This window comes from Burkholderia cepacia ATCC 25416, assembly GCF_001411495.1.
In the GTDB taxonomy this organism is placed as follows: domain Bacteria; phylum Pseudomonadota; class Gammaproteobacteria; order Burkholderiales; family Burkholderiaceae; genus Burkholderia; species Burkholderia cepacia.
In genome coordinates, this window is the sequence record NZ_CP012982.1 from 3,082,136 (window position 1) to 3,100,712 (window position 18,577).

At 63.4% G+C, this 18,577-nt stretch carries 24 protein-coding genes; 20 read left to right on the plus strand and 4 right to left on the minus strand.

Translation table 11 applies throughout. The annotated features are described in order from the left end of the window. Positions 1-167: 167 nt before the first annotated feature. On the minus strand, positions 168-971 hold the full coding sequence (locus tag APZ15_RS40115) for an SGNH/GDSL hydrolase family protein (RefSeq protein ID WP_158605826.1): 804 nt from the start codon (positions 969-971) through the stop codon (positions 168-170). Positions 972-1,071: 100 nt separating this feature from the next. Between APZ15_RS40115 and APZ15_RS30970 the strand changes: the two genes are divergently transcribed. Then, a complete protein-coding gene (locus APZ15_RS30970; protein ID WP_027791743.1) occupies positions 1,072-1,254 on the plus strand; it encodes a hypothetical protein in 183 nt (60 codons plus the stop codon). Continuing rightward, a complete protein-coding gene (locus APZ15_RS30975) occupies positions 1,247-1,744 on the plus strand; it encodes a lysozyme (RefSeq protein ID WP_027791742.1) in 498 nt (165 codons plus the stop codon). The genes APZ15_RS30970 and APZ15_RS30975 overlap by 8 nt, the downstream gene beginning before the upstream one ends. Before the next feature lie 12 nt (positions 1,745-1,756). On the opposite strand, the gene APZ15_RS30980 is transcribed toward APZ15_RS30975, so the two are convergent. Continuing rightward, entirely contained in the window at positions 1,757-2,290 is a 534-nt protein-coding gene (locus APZ15_RS30980; protein ID WP_034196057.1) for an Arc family DNA-binding protein, read from the minus strand. A gap of 111 nt (positions 2,291-2,401) precedes the next feature. Between APZ15_RS30980 and APZ15_RS40120 the strand changes: the two genes are divergently transcribed. From APZ15_RS40120 to APZ15_RS31000, 5 genes are all read left to right on the plus strand, one after another. Next, a complete protein-coding gene (locus APZ15_RS40120; RefSeq protein ID WP_080982032.1) occupies positions 2,402-2,560 on the plus strand; it encodes an Arc family DNA-binding protein in 159 nt (52 codons plus the stop codon). 82 nt (positions 2,561-2,642) lie between these two features. Continuing rightward, on the plus strand, positions 2,643-2,909 hold the full coding sequence (locus tag APZ15_RS30985) for a hypothetical protein (RefSeq protein ID WP_138143377.1): 267 nt from the start codon (positions 2,643-2,645) through the stop codon (positions 2,907-2,909). Beyond that, positions 2,909-3,745, plus strand: a complete 837-nt coding sequence (locus tag APZ15_RS30990; protein ID WP_051363314.1) for a phage antirepressor KilAC domain-containing protein — start codon at positions 2,909-2,911, stop codon at positions 3,743-3,745. Before APZ15_RS30985 ends, APZ15_RS30990 begins: the two co-directional genes overlap by 1 nt. Before the next feature lie 65 nt (positions 3,746-3,810). Continuing rightward, the gene (locus APZ15_RS30995) at positions 3,811-4,359 is read left to right on the plus strand and encodes a hypothetical protein (RefSeq protein ID WP_027791740.1); all 549 of its coding nucleotides are present in this window, start codon (positions 3,811-3,813) and stop codon (positions 4,357-4,359) included. Beyond that, complete coding sequence (locus APZ15_RS31000; protein WP_034196056.1) at positions 4,356-4,835, plus strand: DUF2514 family protein; 480 nt, start codon at positions 4,356-4,358, stop codon at positions 4,833-4,835. The genes APZ15_RS30995 and APZ15_RS31000 overlap by 4 nt, the downstream gene beginning before the upstream one ends. 43 nt (positions 4,836-4,878) lie before the next feature. On the opposite strand, the gene APZ15_RS31005 is transcribed toward APZ15_RS31000, so the two are convergent. After that, complete coding sequence (locus APZ15_RS31005) at positions 4,879-5,343, minus strand: hypothetical protein (RefSeq protein ID WP_226153234.1); 465 nt, start codon at positions 5,341-5,343, stop codon at positions 4,879-4,881. Between the two features lie 81 nt (positions 5,344-5,424). Between APZ15_RS31005 and APZ15_RS31010 the strand changes: the two genes are divergently transcribed. The 3 genes from APZ15_RS31010 to APZ15_RS41380 all read left to right on the plus strand — a co-directional run bounded on the left by APZ15_RS31010 (position 5,425) and on the right by APZ15_RS41380 (position 7,502). Further along, complete coding sequence (locus APZ15_RS31010) at positions 5,425-6,096, plus strand: SOS response-associated peptidase family protein (protein ID WP_027791737.1); 672 nt, start codon at positions 5,425-5,427, stop codon at positions 6,094-6,096. A gap of 117 nt (positions 6,097-6,213) precedes the next feature. After that, positions 6,214-6,627: a hypothetical protein gene (locus APZ15_RS41375; protein WP_138143378.1), complete on the plus strand. Its 414-nt coding sequence runs from the start codon at positions 6,214-6,216 to the stop codon at positions 6,625-6,627. Between the two features lie 104 nt (positions 6,628-6,731). Then, positions 6,732-7,502 (plus strand): hypothetical protein, encoded by a 771-nt coding sequence (locus APZ15_RS41380; protein WP_138143379.1) that lies wholly within the window; start codon positions 6,732-6,734, stop codon positions 7,500-7,502. A gap of 412 nt (positions 7,503-7,914) precedes the next feature. Here APZ15_RS41380 and APZ15_RS31015 read toward each other — a convergent pair whose 3' ends face one another. Continuing rightward, positions 7,915-8,817 carry an HNH endonuclease gene (locus APZ15_RS31015; RefSeq protein WP_049097580.1) on the minus strand — a complete coding sequence of 301 codons (903 nt, stop codon included), beginning with the start codon at positions 8,815-8,817 and terminating at the stop codon, positions 7,915-7,917. A gap of 193 nt (positions 8,818-9,010) precedes the next feature. Between APZ15_RS31015 and APZ15_RS31020 the strand changes: the two genes are divergently transcribed. From APZ15_RS31020 to APZ15_RS31065, 10 genes are all read left to right on the plus strand, one after another. Continuing rightward, on the plus strand, positions 9,011-9,442 hold the full coding sequence (locus tag APZ15_RS31020; RefSeq protein ID WP_172535133.1) for a type II toxin-antitoxin system VapC family toxin: 432 nt from the start codon (positions 9,011-9,013) through the stop codon (positions 9,440-9,442). A gap of 199 nt (positions 9,443-9,641) precedes the next feature. After that, positions 9,642-10,538 (plus strand): VOC family protein, encoded by an 897-nt coding sequence (locus APZ15_RS31025; protein WP_027791735.1) that lies wholly within the window; start codon positions 9,642-9,644, stop codon positions 10,536-10,538. Positions 10,539-10,547: 9 nt separating this feature from the next. After that, positions 10,548-11,441, plus strand: coding sequence for a CoA transferase subunit A (locus APZ15_RS31030; RefSeq protein WP_027791734.1), 894 nt, complete (start codon positions 10,548-10,550; stop codon positions 11,439-11,441). 10 nt (positions 11,442-11,451) lie between these two features. Next, positions 11,452-12,249: a CoA-transferase subunit beta gene (locus APZ15_RS31035; protein ID WP_027791733.1), complete on the plus strand. Its 798-nt coding sequence runs from the start codon at positions 11,452-11,454 to the stop codon at positions 12,247-12,249. Between the two features lie 8 nt (positions 12,250-12,257). Next, positions 12,258-13,178, plus strand: coding sequence for an enoyl-CoA hydratase (locus APZ15_RS31040; RefSeq protein WP_027791732.1), 921 nt, complete (start codon positions 12,258-12,260; stop codon positions 13,176-13,178). After that, positions 13,175-14,284: an NAD(P)H-dependent flavin oxidoreductase gene (locus APZ15_RS31045; RefSeq protein WP_027791731.1), complete on the plus strand. Its 1,110-nt coding sequence runs from the start codon at positions 13,175-13,177 to the stop codon at positions 14,282-14,284. Before APZ15_RS31040 ends, APZ15_RS31045 begins: the two co-directional genes overlap by 4 nt. A 19-nt stretch (positions 14,285-14,303) precedes the next feature. Further along, positions 14,304-15,119, plus strand: coding sequence for an enoyl-CoA hydratase family protein (locus APZ15_RS31050; RefSeq protein WP_034196055.1), 816 nt, complete (start codon positions 14,304-14,306; stop codon positions 15,117-15,119). After that, on the plus strand, positions 15,116-16,285 hold the full coding sequence (locus tag APZ15_RS31055; RefSeq protein ID WP_027791729.1) for an acyl-CoA dehydrogenase family protein: 1,170 nt from the start codon (positions 15,116-15,118) through the stop codon (positions 16,283-16,285). The genes APZ15_RS31050 and APZ15_RS31055 overlap by 4 nt, the downstream gene beginning before the upstream one ends. 35 nt (positions 16,286-16,320) lie before the next feature. After that, positions 16,321-17,391 carry an acyl-CoA dehydrogenase family protein gene (locus tag APZ15_RS31060; RefSeq protein WP_027791728.1) on the plus strand — a complete coding sequence of 357 codons (1,071 nt, stop codon included), beginning with the start codon at positions 16,321-16,323 and terminating at the stop codon, positions 17,389-17,391. Further along, the gene (locus tag APZ15_RS31065; protein WP_027791727.1) at positions 17,388-18,539 is read left to right on the plus strand and encodes an acetyl-CoA C-acetyltransferase; all 1,152 of its coding nucleotides are present in this window, start codon (positions 17,388-17,390) and stop codon (positions 18,537-18,539) included. The genes APZ15_RS31060 and APZ15_RS31065 overlap by 4 nt, the downstream gene beginning before the upstream one ends. Positions 18,540-18,577 lie beyond the last annotated feature (38 nt).

The window sequence follows — 18,577 nt, forward strand, 5'->3', positions numbered from 1 at the left end:
TATGAAAATCAATGTCGCTTTCTCTGACGAAGCCGAAACGACGATCGTCGCTTCTTTCGGATGCGCACAGGATATTGAGGTGTGGCCTCATCAAGGGCTCGTTGATGAAACGGACTCCCGATGGATCTCGTATGCTGCTCAGTTTCCATCGGGAGTAATCGAATTGGTTAGCGACCAATGATCGATTCCACGATCGGCTCGACAACAGAGAATGTCTGTTTGGCTTTGATTCCGTAGAGCTGATCGTCGGGATGCGCGCAATCGGTCATCATGCTTTTCCAATCCGGGGTTGTCTGATCGAACTCGAATTGAGCGACGAGCGGGGCATTTTGAAGTGCAGCTTCTGATCGAAGTGCTTCAACATACTGAATAATCGTGCCGGGATCGGGCTGCTTGCAGGTGGGGTTGGGTTCCTGTAGTACCACGATCTTCCCTGCGTCTCGGGCGGTCTGGATGAGGTATCCGAGAATCTTCGCGTACTCGCTCGGCGATGCCTCATAAGCCCCAGGCTGTGGAGCTTTCCAGTAGTAGAAGTCGTTGAGCGCGAAGTTCAACAATACTACCTGGGCCTTCGATTGCTCCATCTGGATTTTCCATTCCGGATGTTTCCCGTCAGTTCCCGAGAGGAGCTGAAATGCTTGCGTTCCGCCGACGCCTTCGTTTTTTACGGTGACAGACGTTCCGAAGCGCTGCTGAAGAAGGGCTTGCAGCTGCGCAGGCTCGCTGTTTTGCGTAGTCGTCAAAACTCCGTCGACTGTTTGGGCGCCGAGCGTAGTGCTGTCGCCATATGCTTCGATCAGTACAGACTTCTGCTCTTGCGTAGCAGGAGTTGCGGCATAGGCCGACGATCCATCACCGCCGCCGCAAGCTGCGCAAGACAGGAGCAGTGCAGAAAGTATTGAGCCAACAAAGCCGCGTGCCATTAATTCCCTCAAGTCGCTATTTTTTAACGACGAAATAATACCTGACATGGTTTTTCTCCGTTGGAACTGGCGCATGTAAAGGCCAACAATGGGCGTAACGAGTTATTACCAGCCGCCTTCGGGGCGGCTTTTTCATTACGGGGGCTTGATGAAGAGCGAGGTCGTTGCGAGCGCAGCAAAGGCTGTGCCGGCGGTTGGCGGCAATCTCTGGTTATGGCTTACGAGCCACGACATCAACTGGTGGGTAGCCGTCGCGACCATCGCGTACATAGGGCTGCAGGCGTACTACCTGGTCAAGAACAAAGGGAAGAGGGCATTGCTCGATGGTTAACGTTCCGAAGAAGACGCTTGCCAGCGTTGTAGGGGCTGCTGCGGCAGCCCTTCTTTTTTCCATGGTCCCGAAATTCGAGGGGCTCGAGCTCGTCGCGCGGCCCGATCCGATCGGGATCATCACGGCGTGCAACGGCGACACGAAGGATGTGCACGCCGGGCAGCGATTCACGCCGGCGGAGTGCCACGCGCGCCTGGAGCAGCGGCTCATCGAGCATGCCGAGCCGGTGCTGAAGTGCACGCCGGGCCTGAAGGGGCACACGAACCAGCTCGCGGCTGCCGTGAGCTTTGCCTACAACGTGGGCGCCGGTGCGTACTGCGGCAGCACGACGGCGAAGCGATTCAACGCCGGGGACTGGAAGGGCGCGTGCCGCGCGATGAATGAGGCGGACAACGGGCGGCCGCAGTGGGTGACGGCCGGCGGCCGCGTACTCCCGGGTCTGGTGAAACGGCGCGCTGAAGAGCGTGCACTGTGCGAGAGGGGTTTGTAGTGCGGTGTTGAATTACTGATTTGAGTCGTCGGGCTTCGTGCGTCGGATGCGCTTCGTAGCTGGCTTACCTTTATAGAATTTCGCTAGATCGGCGGATTGTTCAGTGCGTTTGCTGGAACTCTCGAGGTCGGGGGTGATGACTGATGTGTGCATCGCCACGACATCGAATTTTCCCGTTTTTCTAATCGCGGTCAGGTGTTCACTGATTTCGTCCCACGAGATTGGATGACCGCTAGTGTCAAGCGTCACATGAACACGGGCGACATCCAATGGCTCGAGAGCCGGATGATCTGGAATACGCGACCCAGCACGCATGTGGCTTCTGAGCTTAGCCATTTCGAGCCGCATTTTTGTGTTTTCGGTCAAGAGCTTTGACGTCTGATCGACCGTCAGCACCTTCGTTTGCTGGGCAAAAGACTGTTCGAGGCGGTAGACCATTTCAGTATTTAAAGAATGTCCACGTGCAGCTGCGCTCTCCGTCAGCATCTGATGGAGGTCTCGGGGCAGCCGGAGCGCCGTCTTGGTGTAGTCGTCCTGTTTCGCCATGGTACGGATTGTACGCGTGCCTCCAAAAAAGTGGCAAAAAGCCATTGCCTCAAATTTGGAGGCAACTTATACTGAATTCACTGCCTTAAATTTGAAGGCAAAGGAGGTGTGATGAGTGGTGAAGCAAAGATCCAACTGCGCTTGCCGGCCGAGGTACGTGATTGGTTCAAGGGGTTCGCAGAGCAACACAGCCGCTCGATGAACGGTCAGATGATCGAATTGATCAAGGAGAAGCGGGAGGCAGAAAAAGGAAAGGCCCCGAACGCGTGATCTTGGCGGATTACGTTCGGGGCCTTAGAGACTAGGGAGTGTTGACCTAGTTTATGCAAACCCACCCTACCAGGGGATAAGCATGAAGCATGATAGCACTGCATCCAACAATGACAAGGTTCTTCAATCCCGGCCGCTCGAGCGGCGTGTGGTCGACCTGTCGAGCATGATGGACAATCACCTGCGTTATATGCACGCGCTTTTCGTCGCAATCAAGGCCACGGCCGGCGAGTCCTCGAAGGTTGCCGTTGACCTCGCGGCGCTCGGCCAGTTCGTTGCCGAGAACACCGAAGATCTGTTCGAGGCGGGCTGCGCGGACGTCCTGTCGGTCAGCCGGGAGGTGCACTGATGAACGCGCTCACGATTACCGGCACTGCAATCCGTACCGATGCCGAAGGCCGGTACTGCTTGAACGATCTGCATCGGGCGGCCGGCGGGGAAAGCAAGCATCAGCCCGCGTTCTGGATGCGGAACGCGCAAACCCAAGCTCTGATTGGGGAGATCAGGGCCTCTGCAAATTTGCAGACCCCCGTCGAGACAGTGAATGACGGGGTGAATAACGGGACTTACGTCGTGAAGGAACTGGTCTACGCCTACGCGATGTGGATCAGTCCGGCATTCCACCTGAAGGTGATCAGGGCCTACGACGAAATGGTATCGCAAGCCACCGTACCGGCACTGCCGAACTTCGGCGATCCAGCCGCAGCAGCACGCGCCTGGGCCGAGCAGTTCGAGCAACGCGCTGCGCTCGAACAGCAGACGAAGTTGCTTGAGCAGCAGAAGACGGACCTGGACGCCAAGGTGGCCGAGCAGGCTCCCAAGGTCGAGATGCTCGGGCGGATCGCCGAGGCGGAGGGCTCAATGTGCATCCGTGATGCCGCGAGCACGCTCCAGATGCAGCCGAGCAAGTTGACCGCTTGGCTGCACGCGAACGGGTGGATCTACCATCGCGCCGGCAAGTCCGGGTGGCTCGCGTATCACGACAAGCAGCAGGCTGGCTATTTGGTTCACAAGAGCACACCCTACACCGACCGAGTGACTGGCGACGAGCGCGTCAGCGAGCAGGTGCGCATTACGATGCGCGGGCTCACGAGGCTCGGAGAGCTGGTGCCGCGCGATCAAGGCCGGATGCGGCGAGCATCCGGATATACCAATCGCGACCACCGCGGCTCCGCACATCACTGATTGGTTCTGACGTTGTTACGTGGCCCCCGGCATCCCCGGGGGCTTTTTTATTGCCCGGAGGTTTTATGGATGTTGAGGAGTCTCACGAGACGCGGCGCACGCTTGCCGAGGACGTCTTCTATCCCGATCACGAGCCGCGTACCGAGTCGCCGACCTTCCGCGCGAGCAAGCGCGCGATGAAGGCGGCGGGCGGCTACGTTTGCGCAGTTTGCGGCGACGACCAGGCCGTCGAGTCGCATCACCGGTTCTTCGAGTGGGCGTTCTCGCATGCGATCGACTGGAAGTGGATCCGCGAGGTCGCGATCAATAAGTGCGACACGATGTTCAGCCACAAGCTGCAGCGCATCGTGCCGATCCCGGGCCAGCACCCGGTCTGGGACGTGATCCGGCTGACGCAGGGCTTCGACTGGGAGGCGTTCGATCCTGGCCGGCCGGAGGCGTTCGTCGACTCGACCTACAACCAACTGCTGCTGTGCGCGCTCCATCACCGGGGCAAGGATCACGGCCGGCACGAGGAAAGCGATCCCGTCTGGAGCGTGCAGGCGTTCCTGCTGCCGGGATTCGTCTACTCGCCGGACGAGCTGAAGCAACTGCACGCGAAGGAGCCGAAATGACCTGGTTCGATCCACGTATTTGGCTGGCCGTCATTGTGGCGGCTGTCGTCGGCCTCGCCAGCGGCTACTTCAAGGGGCACGCCGACGGTGCGCGCGCGACGGTCGTGGCCGCGCAGAAGGCGCAGCTCGACGCCGTCGCGGCCGCGCGCGCCGAGGAACAACGCCGCACCGCGGCACAACAGGAGATTGCAAACGATGCGAACCAACAACGCACGGCCGCGCTGGCGGATGCTTTTGCTGCTCGTGCTGCCGCTGGCAGCCTGCAGCAGCGCGTCGACCAGCTCGTCGCAGCCGCCCGCCATCCCGCCGCTACCACCGGAGGCCCGGCAGCCGGCGACGCCCTCGATCTGCTTGCCGACGTGCTCGGCCGCGCTGACCAGCGCGCGGGCGACTTGGCAGAGTACGCTGACCGCGCCCGTATCGCCGGCCAGCAATGTGAGCGCGACTACGACGCCTTGACGGATGCCGCGCGCTGAAACCTTCCACATTTGACGCGCTCGCAGCCATGGCTGCCGCGCGTCACATCATCCCAGCGCGCCCCTTTTCCTTTCTGAGAAGGTGGCGCAGCTCCTGAAATTTTCCATTCCCACCACTCAGCTCCCCGCGGTCGGGGATGTTCTTGTCGACGTAGTCGAACCACTCCTGAACCCTGTCCAGCGACTTTCGAAGAGCAAGAATCTCGAGGATGAGCCAGCGCACCTGAAGGTCGGTGTACTCGCGCCACAGGGCGCGCAGCTCAGCATCGGACGGGGCATCAAATTCCGGCATCTTGGGCTTCAACTTGAAGCGTGGATCCGTGAGCGGCACGCGGTTGCGATCAATTCGGGTGGCCTCGATCGGCGTGCACGAGCTCAGGAACGTCGACCTCTCGTCCTGATCGATCCACAGTTCAAATTCCTGCTTCGTGAGCTCGACAGGCGTCCTTCGGCGCGTCTTGTCGCCTTGGAACCCGTACTCCCAGATGTAAGCCCACTCCGGCTTGATCACGTCATCACCACTGTATAAAAACACAGTATATTTCGCGATAAGCTACCCTAGTCAAGGCCGGAAAAATGGGGAGGGGCGATGTGTACAAATTACCGGGCGCCGCACGAGGACTACGAGATCCGAGAACTGCGGATCGAGCCGTTCAGCGACCTGTACCGCGACTTCCCGTGGAAGCCGGAGATCTACCAGGACTACCTCGCGCCGATCGTCGCGAATGTCGACGGAAAGCTCAGACCATTGGCGGCCGGCTTTGGCTTCTGGCCGCGCGCGCTGCAGAAGGCCAACATCGAAAAAGCGAAGGAGCAGGGCAGAAAGCCCTCGATCATGCGCAGCACCATGAACGTGCGTGACGACAACCTCGGGAAATCGCCGTTGTATGGGCCGGCCTGGCGCGCCGGGCGCCGCTGCCTGATCCCGGCCGACTGGATCTACGAGCCGTGCTACGAGACGGGGAAGAACGTGTGGCACCGGATCGGCTTGGCCGACTGGCGCACGATGTGCGTCGCCGGGATCTGGCGGACGCTGACAAGCCCTGACGGGACTGAGCACCACACGATGTCGATGATCACGGTGAACGGTGAGGGGCACCCGATTTTTTCACGGATGCACAAGCCGGGCGACGAGAAACGAGCGGTTGTGATCCTGCGGTCTGACGACTGGGAGGAGTGGCTGACGACCTCGAACGTCGAGGCCGCGCGGGCGATGCTGCAGATCTATCCCGCCGATGCACTGGATGCCAAGCCAAGATAGCTTCCTTGTAGTCAGACAAGGAGGGAGCATGAGTCGGCAATTTGTGGCAGATCAGGCGCCTCACGCAAAGGTAAAAATGGTAACGTATCAAACTTCCGCATCTGAGACCAAAGTGAAATGAGTGCCGATGAATTGCTGAACGCGTTGCGAGAAATCGCAGAAGAAGGTTGGGCATCGCATCGCGATGCGGTATTGTTGAGCGCGTTGCCCAAAAAATTGGATGCTCGGATGTCGACAGACTATCGAGTGATTCTAGGTGCACAATCTCTAAAAAAACTAATCATAAATCGCGGGCCGGCAAATGGCGTGCGACTAGTAGAGCATCCCACTCAACGCGCGAAGTTGGGCATAGTTCCCGCTGGCGTTGATTTTCAGTTCCCTTCTCCAGAACCTGCCGCGCTGAGTCCGGAGACGATTTCGGAGCACGATATTAGCGGATTTGTTCGGGTGATGGAGACTCTGACGCAGGACGAAATTCGTCAGGTTTCGTTTCCCGCAAGCTTTATCGTGAGGTTGCTCGGTAAAAAATAAGAGAGAGGGCGTAAATGGAGGTGCTAGTTGTATTAGTGGCCCAGCATAAGCTCGCAGTAAAGACGTTCGAAAGCGACGGGGATAGGCTTCTGGATACTAGTAGGATGCCAATCGATGTGTCCGATGGCATTAAATTTCATACATGCGTATATGATCCATCAAAGGCTAATGGATTACCGTTTGGGCAATTTCTGATCAATGGCGGCGCGTTTGACAAGTCGCCTCGTGCCGAGAGTATCTCTGGAGTCGTAGTACTCTACGAGGATTCATTGAGTGCGACCGTCGACGATGTGAGGGACGCAATCTTTGCAGCCGAAGTTCCAAAGATTGGCTACGTTGAAAATATCCGAAATTTTTTAATTGGAAAATATGCGGTATTGCTTGGCAACTACGGCGAGTTGGTTAGTAAATTTCGAGATGGGAGCCGTGGGCAAGCAGCGAGCCTGCCATTAAAGAATTTCGACTCAGATGAATTCCGAGATTTGGTAATGGTTTGCAGGGTGCGATCTTTGGAAAAGACCTTTCGCAATGATCTGGATGCGCGCGTTAACAAGTTGATGAAATTGAGGGGGCCTAAGCGGCGATCAAGTTATCCGCATATCTATTTTCGAGATTCTGCTGGGCGTTACTTTCAGTTTGGACACGAGGTCCATTCTCGATATGAGACGGGAGAGGGACACAACGCAATGTGCGTTGTTAACGGAAGATATAGATTCGGAGGATCGTTAGATCAAGAGCGTCACTTCAATGTGACGATCGGTGATTCTGATAAGAAGAAATTAATCACTTGTAATCTGCCGAACTGCCATCATGAAATTGTAAGCGTGAAAGATAGGAGCCACATCAACATGTTCAGTAACGATTTTCACAAGTGAGGGTTCCAGAAAGCATAAAAGCGGGATACGCAATTGCGTTCCCGCTATTTATGGACCTATTCGTCAATACCCACCCGCTGCGGCAATATAAGGGAGCGCTCACTGGAAGCATGCTTCCGGATATTTCCCAAAATACCAACCATCAGTTACCTCGACCGACGCGCTTCCAATCAATACATTGTTGGAAGTAGGGGTCGAACGGCCCGGTACGTAGGAGCCTGTATCATAGCACATTCGTGATCTTACGTTGGAGCCGCGTGACACTTTCCTCTCCCAGTGCACGATCCTGAAGCATAGGCTCTGTTGGCAAGGCTCTCAGCGTGCACCGTATCCATAGCGTCTAGGGTGTTTGAGAGGGCCTTGGCGTGTCGCAAGGTGTCGGCCCGAGATGCTGCTCATGCTTGGAGTGTGTCTAGGCGAACTTGTATCGAGTTCGATGGCGTGCGAGGTAAGTTCTGTTTCCCTTCGTAATTTTTCGCAGCGATGTATACCGGTCGAGCGCTAGGAGTTGCTGATCGCGCTCTGACAGCGTTGGTCCGATCAATAGGCCGCCCTCCTGGTCAAACGAAATCAGCCCCTTGTCGAATAGACGATCAATATGCGGAGCGAGCAGCAACCCGTTGTCAGGATCGATCCGCTCGTCGTTCGTGCTGAGGCTCCAAGCGTGAATGTGTGAGGCGACGAGAAGGTCGGTGTTTGCAAGTCCAGTGAGCGAACACTGGCTGTCCCATCGCTTGAGCAGATCTGCCCGAAATTTTCCTTGACCGACTCGGGCTTTCACGATCGCATCACGTGTCGTCTTCGATACCTTCTTCCCGTTTCCGCCACCGGTTATCAGCGCGTCTTCGAAGCGTTCGATCATTTGCGATGACTCGAGCAGGTAGGCACCAGCATCTTGCGGCAAGTGCGCCATATAAATCTGCTTGAGCGTGCCCGTACTCGTGAACAGGGATGGTGACGTGTGCTCGTCAAACCGCGACATGAACTCGCCCGAAACTTCGTCCCGAAGCAGCGGGGTCTTCAGTTCGATCAGTTGGACGTCGACACGGTGCCCGCCCGCATTCCATTCAGAGAAGGACCGACTCGGAGGTCTCGGAGCCGAATACGAATCCTTGACCGCCTTGGCAATATGAGAAATGCGCTGACTGTGGCAGCAAAAGATCAGGTCCCCAGCCTTGACCTTCGCAACGTTGTCCCAGTGCTCCAGGTGCTGTTCCTTGCCCGATTGCGTGATCGTGTATTGTGGCGCCCAGAGGAAATTGCCGCTGACTACTTCATTGATCGTCAGCCCGACGTTTACCCAGTAGAACTCCATTGCCCCGTAGCCCAGATTGTTGTGGTCGTGAGACGTTACCTTTCTTTCCGCTCAAGTGGAAGAGGCGGAGCGGGCAGGCGCCCTGTTCAGAACACACAGGTAAGTGCTTGATTCTTATGGCGGCAAGATGCACACTTTGGCGGGTATTTTTTTGCCAAAAAGCATGCGTAACCAATTGAAATCAAAAGAAAAAATGTCGAATCGCCCGGCCTATTTGATTGATACCAACGTCATCAGTGAAATCAGGAAGGGCAAGCGAACCAACCGTGGCGTGCGGGCGTTCTTCAGGCAGGCCGCGGCGGACGCCAGCCCGCTTTACCTGTCCGTCGTGACAGTTGCTGAACTTCGCCGCGGTGTCGACCTGATCCGCCATCGCGGCGATCACCCCCAGGCGTCGGCGCTCGAGGCGTGGGTGGCGACCATCCTGGCCGGCTATGCACCGAACATCCTGCCGGTCGACATCGAGATCAGCCAGACGTGGGGGCATTTGCGCGTGCCCGATCCGACGCACGAACTCGACAAGCTGATCGCGGCCACCGCGCTGATCAACGATCTCACCGTGGTGACGCGCAACGTCGCGGATTTCGCCCGCACCGGCGTCAGGTTGCTGAACCCGTTCGACTGATCCCGGTTGCCGCGTCGCGGCAACCTGTCCCGGCTCTCCGTCTCCTTCCGCAGGCATGGCCTGTTCCGCCGGGCAGCCGCGCGCGTCCGCGCCGCTCCGATTCCCCGCCGCCTCTCGTCCCAACAGACGATGTAACACCACCCCCGACCGGCCAGAATCCTTTCACGAACAACGGATTCTGAACCAGGAGGAGGCCGACATGATCGATGTCCGTGCGCTTGGCTATGTCGTCGTCGAGGCGACGCGCGTCGATGCGTGGCGCCGCTACGCGGAAGACGTGCTGGGCATGCAGGCGCTCGACGCGCCCGACGGCGCGTTGTACCTGAAGATGGACGAGCGCGATTTCCGCTACGTGATCGTCCCCGGCGCGGCCGACCGCTATTTCGCGTCGGGCTGGGAGCTGCCCGACGGCGCCGCGTTCGACGCCGCGCTGGCGGTGCTGCAGCGGGCAGGCGTCGAGCCGATCCGCGCGACGCCCGCCGAAGCCGCGCTGCGCCGCGTGCAGGCGATGGCGTGGTGCACCGACCCGTCCGGCAACCGCCACGAGCTGTACTGGGGCGCGCGCTGCGATTTCCGCCGTTTCGTGTCGCCGCTGGGCGTCGCGCACTTCGTCACCGGCGACATGGGGCTCGGCCACGCGGTGCTGCCCGCGCCGCAGTTCGACGCGACCGACGCGTTCGTGCGCGGCGTGCTCGGCTTCGAGCTGTCCGACATCTATCGCGTGAAATTCACGCCCGATCCCGCCGAACCCGAAAAGCGCATCCACTTCATGCACTGCCGCAACGCGCGCCATCACAGCCTCGCGCTGTTCGAGATGGCCGTGCCGTCGGGCTGTGTGCACGTGATGGCCGAAGTCGACTCGATGGACGAAGTGGGCCGCGCGCTGGACCGCGTGGCCGCGCACGACGTGAAGATGTCCGCGACGCTCGGGCGCCACTGCAACGACCAGATGATCTCTTTCTACATGAAGACCCCCGGCGGCTTCGATCTCGAATACGGCTTCGGCGGCCTCACGGTCGACTGGTCGAAGCACGCGGTGTTCGAGGCCACGAAGGTGAGCCAGTGGGGCCACGATTTCAGCATCGGATACCGGTGAGCCAGCACGATGACGATGAAACCTCTCGACAAGACGATGTCCGCGCGCGACGTGGTCGCGCAACTCGCCGACGGCATGACGATCGGCATCGGCGGATGGGGGCCGCGGCGCAAGCCGATGGCACTGGTGCGCGAAATCGCGCGCTCGAACCTGAAGGACCTGACGATCGTCGCGTACGGCGGCGCCGATGTCGGGCTGCTGTGCGCGGCCGGCAAGGTACGCAAGGTGGTGTTCGGCTTCGTGTCGCTCGACGTGATCCCGCTCGAACCGCATTTCCGTCGTGCGCGTGAACAGGGCCGCATCGACGTGCTGGAACTCGACGAAGGGATGCTGCAGCTCGGCCTGCGCGCGGCCGCCGCCCGGCTGCCGTTCCTGCCGACGCGTGCCGGGCTCGGCACCGCGCTGCTCGATCACGCGCCGCAACTGCGCACGGTGCAGTCGCCGTATGACGACGGCGAAACGCTGCTCGCGATGCCGGCGATCGACCTCGACGCCGCGCTGCTGCACGTGAACGCGGCCGACCGGATGGGCAACACGCGCATCGACGGCCCCGATCCGTTCTTCGACGCGTGGATGGCACGCGCCGCGCAGCGTTGCTACGTGTCGGCGGAAACGGTCGACGCGTCGCTCGCGAGCGAAGACCTCGACGCAGCGAAACGCAATCCGTTCGAGCGCTCGCTCGTCACCGGCGTCGTGCACGCGCCGGGCGGCGCACACCCGACGTCGTGCGGGCCGGCCTACGGCTGGGACCTGCCGCACCTGCGCGCGTACTGCGCCAGTGCGGAAGACGACGCGAAGACGGCGGCGTACCTGCGCGACGTGGTCGGCCAGGACGAACGCCAGTACCTCGAAGGCGTCGGCGGGCTGTCGCACGTGACGACGCTGCCGTTGCCGATTCTGTAAAGGAGCGCCTGTGAGCGAATCTCTCGACCATTCCCTCGCGGAACTGATGATCGTCGCATCCGCGCGACTCTGGCGCGACGACGGCGAAGTGCTGGCGACCGGCATCGGCACGGGCCCGCGGCTCGCGGCCGGCCTCGCGCGGCTTGCATACAACAACGGGCTGATGCTGACCGACGGCGAAGCGTATCTCGTCGAGGAGCCGGTGCCGCTCGGCCCGCGCCCCGACGGTTACCGCGTGAAGGCGAGCGGCTGGATGACCTACGAACGCGTGTTCGACTGCCTGTGGCACGGCCGCCGCCACGCGCTCGTGATGCCGACGCAGATCGACCGTTTCGGCCAGGCCAACATCTCGTGGCTCGGCGACGACTACGCGCGCCCGAAAACCCAGCTGCTCGGCGCGCGCGGCTTCCCCGGCAATACGACGAACCATGCGAACTCGTTCTTCGTCAGCGGCCACGGCAAGCGCACGTTCGTCGCGGGCGAAGTCGACATGGTGTGCACGGTCGGCTACAACCCGGCGCGCCGGTTGCCCGGCATGAAAACCTTCGTCGACCTGCGGAGCATCGTCACCGACCTGTGCGTGATGGATTTCGGCGGCCCCGACCACGCGATCCGCGTGCGCTCGCTGCATCCGGGCGTGAGCTTCGACGAGGTGCAGGACGCGACGAGCTTCCCGTTGATCGCGCATCCGGAGCTCGGCACGACGGCCGCGCCGAACGCGGAAGACCTGCGCATCGTGCGTGCGCTCGATCCGCACAACCTGCGCGCGACGATCGTGCGCAACAATCCGGCGCCGCGCCGGGGATGAGGTCCCACATGGAAGCGACCCAGATGACGTTCGGCGACGGTGTCGTCGACTACGCGGTCGACGCCGGCATCGCGACGATCACGATGAACCGCCCCGAGTATCACAACGCGCAGAACTCGAAGATGACGTATGCGCTCGACGCGGCGTTCCGGCGCGCGGCGCATGACGACGCGGTGAAGGCGATCGTGCTCGCGGGCGCCGGCAAGCATTTCTCGGCGGGCCACGACATCGGCACGCCGGGCCGCGATATCCACGAGTCGTTCGATCGCGCATCGCTGTGGTACGACCACGTCGACAAGGACGGCGGCGAATTCCTCTATGCACGCGAGCAGGAGGTTTACCTCGGGATGTGCCGGCGCTGGCGCGACCTGCCGAAGCCGACGGTCGCGATGGTGCAGGGCGCATGCATCGCGGGCGGGCTGATGCTCGCGTGGGTGTGCGACCTGATCGTCGCGTCCGAGGATGCGTTCTTCGCCGATCCGGTCGTGCGGATGGGGATTCCGGGCGTCGAGTATTTCGCGCACGCCTACGAACTGAACCCGCGCATCGCGAAGGAATTCCTGTTCCTCGGCGAACGGATGCCGGCCGAGCGTGCGTACCAGATGGGGATGGTCAACCGCGTCGTGCCGCGCGAACGGCTGCACGACGCGACCTATGCGATCGCCGCGAAGATCGCGACGATGCCGCGCCTCGGGCTCGCGCTGACCAAGCAGGCACTGAATCACGTCGAGGAACTGCAGGGCAAGCGCGCGGCGATGGATGCGGCGTTCGCGTGGCATCACTTCGCGCATGCGCACAACGAGCTCGTGAGCGGCGACCGTCTCGGCGGCTACGACGCGCGCAGCATGGCCAGTTCGCAGCGTCAGCCGAACGGCGTCGATCGCGGCGACGCGCCCGCACCGGTCGCCGTCAACGGAGCGGCTGCATGAGCACGACGCCTCAGACGCTTCAAAGCCCGCTGCATACGCCTTTGTGCGACCTGCTCGGCTGCCGCTATCCGATCGTGCAGACCGCGATGGGCTGGGTGGCCGACGCGCGGCTCGTCGCGGCGACCGCGAACGCCGGCGGCTTCGGCTTCCTGGCCGGCGCGACGCTCGAACCCGAGCAGGTCGAGGCCGAGATCCTGAAAGTGAAGTCGCTGACGGACAAGCCGTTCGGCATCAATTTCCACATGTTCCAGAAGAACGCGCAGCAGGTCGTCGAGCTGGCGATCCGGCACCGGCTGCGCGCGGTGAGCTACGGCCGCGGGCCCGATGCAAAGACGATCCGCCGCTTCAAGGACGCCGGCATCGTCTGCATGCCGACCGTCGGCGCACCGAAGCATGCGGCAAAGGCGGTCGAGCTCGGCGCGGACATCGTGACGGTGCAGGGCGCGGAAGGCGGCGGCCACACGGGCTCGGTGCCGACCACGCTGCTGCTGCCGAAGGTGCTCGACGCGGTGCGGGTGCCGGTGGTCGCGGCCGGCGGGTTCTTCGACGGGCGCGGGCTGGCTGCCGCGCTCGCGTACGGCGCGGCCGGCATCGCGATGGGCACGCGCTTCCTGATGAGCGCCGAATCGCCGGTGCCGCGCGAGACGCTCGAACGCTACGTCGCGGTCGGCGACCCGGCGCGCATCCGCGTGTCGGACGCGCTCGACGGGCTGCCGCAACGGATGATCGACAACCCGTACCTGCTGAAGCTCGAGCGCTTCGGCCCGTTGCGCCGCACGCTGTTCGCGCTGAAGACGGCCGACGCATGGCGGCGCCAGAACGGCCTGAGCACGGGCGACATGCTCGGCCTCGCGATCAAGGCGCTGCGCTCGCACGACTACACGGCGAGCCAGACGCTGATGGCGGCGAACGCGCCGTTCCTGATCCAGCGCGCGATCGTCGAAGGCCGCCCCGATGAAGGCGTGCTGCCGAGCGGCCAGGCGGCCGCGATGATCGGCGCGATCGATCCGTGCGACGCGCTGATCGCACGGATCGTCGCGGAAGCCGGCGAGCGACTCGACGCACTGGCCACGCTGCGCGGCGCGGCGGCAGCGCGGGCCGCATGAACAACATCACAGGGAGGCAATGGAGATGACAGGATCCAACCAACCGGCCGGCGCGATGCCGTTCCGGATCGATCGCGCCGACGGCATCGCCGAGCTGGTGATCGCCCATCCGCCCGTGAACGCGCTCGACGCGCAGGGCTGGCATGCGCTCTCCCGCGCGCTCGATGCGCTCGGCGAGGACGACGAGGTCCGCGTGATCGTCGTGCGCGGCGAAGGCCGCGGCTTCTGCGCGGGCGTCGACATCAAGGAGCTGGCCGCGCATCCGGAGCGGATCGTGGCGGTCAACGCGGGCAATTACGAGACGTTCCGCGCCGTGCACCGCAACCCGAAGCCGGTGATCGCGGCCGTGCACGGTTTCGTGCTCGGCGGCGGGATCGGCATCTGCGGCGCGGCGGACATCGTCGTCGCGGCCGACTGCGCGCGCTTCGGCGTGCCCGAGATCGACCGTGGCGCGATGGGCGGCGGCGCGCACCTGCAGCGGCTGTTCGGCGTGCAGAAGGTGCGCGCGATGTACTTCACGGGCGAGATGATCGACGCGGCCGAAGCGTACCGGCTCGGCGCGGTCGAGCAGGTCGTGACGCGCGACACGCTGCGCGACGCGGCGCTCGCGCTCGCCCGCAAGATCGCGGACAAGAGCCCGGCGATGGTGCGGCTCGCGAAGGAGGCGCTTAACGGCGTCGAGGACGGCGATCTCGAGGACAAGTACCGCTGGGAGCAGGGCTTCACGCTGCAGGCGTACATGACGAACGATTCGACCGAAGCGCGCGCCGCGTTCGTCGAGAAGCGCGACGCGCGTTTCGATGCGCAGGCCACCGTCGAGGAGGCACGCGCATGAACCTGACCTACACGCCGCAGCAACAGGCGTTTCGCGCCGAGATCCGCGAATGGCTCGCCGCGCACGTGCCGCGCGAGCGGCTGCCGAGCTTCGACACCGAGGAAGGCTTCGCCGCGCACCGCGAATGGGAGCGCACGCTGCACTCGGGCCGCTGGAGCATGGTCACGTGGCCGCGCGAGCTGGGCGGGCGCGGCTGCGACCTGATCGAGTGGCTGATCTTCGAGGAAGAGTACTGGCGTGCCGACGCGCCGATGCGCGTGAACCAGAACGGCATCTTCCTGCTCGGCCCGACGCTGATGGATTTCGGCACCACGGAGCAGAAGGCGCGTTTCCTGCCCGCGATGGCGGCCGGCGAGCACGTATGGGCGCAGGGCTGGTCGGAGCCGAATGCGGGTTCCGACATGGCCGCGATCCGCACGACGGCCGCCCGGATCGGCGACGAATACGTGTTGAACGGCCAGAAGATCTGGTCGACGCGCGCGGTGTGGGCCGACTGGCTGTTCGGGCTGTTCCGCAGCGACCCGGAATCGTCACGCCACCACGGGCTCACGTTCCTGATGGTGCCGCTGTCCGCGCCGGGCATCACGGTGCGGCCGATCCGCCAGCTGAACGGGCAGACGGGCTTCGCGGAAATCTTCTTCGACGACGTGCGCGTGCCGGTCGAGAACCGGCTCGCGGCCGAAGGCGCGGGCTGGCAGGTCGCGATGGCGACGGCCGGCTTCGAGCGCGGGCTGATGCTGCGTTCGCCCGCGCGCTTCCAGCGCACCGCGCAGGCCCTGCGCGACCTGTATCTCGCCCACCGCGACAGCGCGGATCGCGATCCGACGCTGCGCGAGCGCGTGGTGCAGGCGTGGATGGATGCGCAGGCGTATGCGCTGTCGACCTACGCGACCGCGAGCCGGCTGCTGAAGGGCGGCCATATCGGCGCGGAGTCGAGCACCAACAAGGTGTTCTGGTCGGAACTCGACCTGCGCATGCACCAGACCGCGCTCGACATTCTCGGCGCGCACGGCGAGGTCGTCCCGCAGACGGCCGCGCAGCACGCGACGCTCGGCCACTGGCTCGACGGCTTCCTGTTCGCGCAGGCCGGCACGATCTACGCGGGCACCAACGAGATCCAGCGCAACATCGTCGCCGAACGGATGCTCGGCATGCCGCGCGCATGACGGCGCCGGCGCCCCCCTCACTGAACGGACATCGTATGGATTTCGTATTCGATGAAGACCAGGAAGCGCTCGCGGACAGCGTGAAGCGCCTGCTGATGACCGAGATGACGCCCGAGCTGATCCGCGAGCTCTGGGCCACGCCGACCGGGCGTTCGGACAACCTGTGGGCGCTGTTCGCGTCGCAGGGGCTGACCGCCGTGTCGGTGCCCGAGGCGCACGGCGGCCTCGGCCTGAGCGAAGCGGAATGGGCGCTGCTCGCGCAGACCTACGGTTACTTCGGCAGCCCCGAGCCGCTGCTCGACACGGCGCTCGTCTCGGCCGGCGTGCTCGCGCGGCTGCCGGCGAGCGACTGGCGCGACGCGCTGCTGCGCGACATCGCCGACGGGCGCGCGCGCGTCGCGCTCGTGCATCCGGTGAACCCGTATGCGGCCGACGTGCACGTCGCGCAGACGCTCCTTTGCGAGCACCGTGGCGAGCTGCACCGCGTCGATCCCGCGCAGTGCGCATGGCGCGCGGTGGACAGCGTCGACCCGTCGCGGCGGCTGTTCACGCTCGACTGGGAGCCGTCGGCGGCCACGCGCATCGCAGGCGCCGACGAAGCCGCGCCGCTGCTGGACCGTGCGCTCGACCACGGTGCGTTCGCGGTCGCCGCGCAACTGCTCGGCCTCACGCAGCGCGTGCTCGACGTCGCGATCGACTACAGCGCGCAGCGCAAGCAGTTCGGCAAGGCGATCGGGTCGTACCAGGCGCTCAAGCATCTGCTTGCCGATGTCGCGATCCGCTACGAGTTCGCGCGGCCGGTGGTCGCGCGCGCCGCGCAGGCGATCGCCGACGATCACCCGCAGCGCGCGGTGTTCGTGTCCCACGCGAAGCTCGCGGCGACGTCGGCCGCGCAGCTCGCCGCGCGTCACTCGATGCAGGTGCACGGGGCGATCGGCTACACGTGGGAGCTCGACCTGCAGATCTTCATGAAGCGCATCTGGGCGCTCTCCGGCAGCTGGGGCGACAGCGCGTTCCACAAGGCCCGCGTGGCCGACGCGATCCTCGGCGACGCGTTGCCGATCGGCCCCGCGCAGACCTTCGACCTCGAGGAAACCCGTCAATGAAACAAGCCTATATCGTCGACGCGCTGCGCACGCCGACCGGCCGCCGCAAGGGCGGGCTCGCGCACGTGCATGCGGCCGACCTCGGCGGCTTCGTGCTGAAGACGCTCGTCGAACGCAACGCGATTCCCGCCGACGAATACGACGACGTGGTGTTCGGCTGCGTCGACACGATCGGCCCGCTCGCGGGCAACATCGCGCGCACCTGCTGGCTCGCGGCCGGGTTGCCGCTGCAGGTGCCGGGCGTGACGGTCGACCGCCAGTGCGGCTCGTCGCAACAGGCCGTGCATTTCGCCGCACAGGCCGTGATGAGCGGCGTGCAGGACGTGGTGGTCGCGGGCGGCGTGCAGACGATGACGCAGATCCCGATTTCGTCCGCGATGACCTGCGCGGCGCCGCTCGGCTTCGACGACCCGTTCTCGGGCAGCACCGGCTGGCGCGCGCGCTTCGGCGATGCGCCGGTGTCGCAGTTCGTCGCCGCGCAGCGGATCGCCGATCACTGGAACCTGTCGCGCGACGCGATGGAGCGCTATGCGCTCGAAAGCCACCGCCGTGCGGTCGCCGCGATCGAGGCCGGGCATTTCAAGCGGGAGATCGTGCCGCTCGAAGGCGTGCTGCACGACGAGACGCCGCGCCCCGACACGTCGCTGGAAAAGATGGCGACGCTCGAGCCGCTGACACCGGGCGGCTCGCTGACGGCCGCCGTCGCGAGCCAGACCTGCGACGCGGCCGCGGCGCTGCTGATCGTGTCGGAGGACGCGTTGAAGCGCTACGGCCTCACGCCGCGCGCACGCATCCATCACCTGAGCGTGCTGGGCGACGATCCGCTGTGGATGCTCACCGCGCCGATCCCGGCGACCCGGGCCGCGTTGAAGAAGAGCGGGCTCGACTGGTCGCAGATCGACGTCGTCGAGATGAACGAGGCGTTCGCGTCGGTCGCGCAGGCGTGGCTGGCCGATACGCGTTTCCCGCATGAAAGGACCAACCCGAACGGCGGCGGCATCGCGCTCGGCCATCCGCTCGGCGCGACCGGTGCGCGGCTGATGACGACGCTGCTGCACGAACTGGAACGCACCGGCGGTCGTTACGGATTGCAGACGATGTGCGAAGGCGGCGGCCTCGCGAACGTCACGATCATCGAGCGCCTGTGAGCGCGTCACTTTCACGATCTCACGATCCACGAGGCACC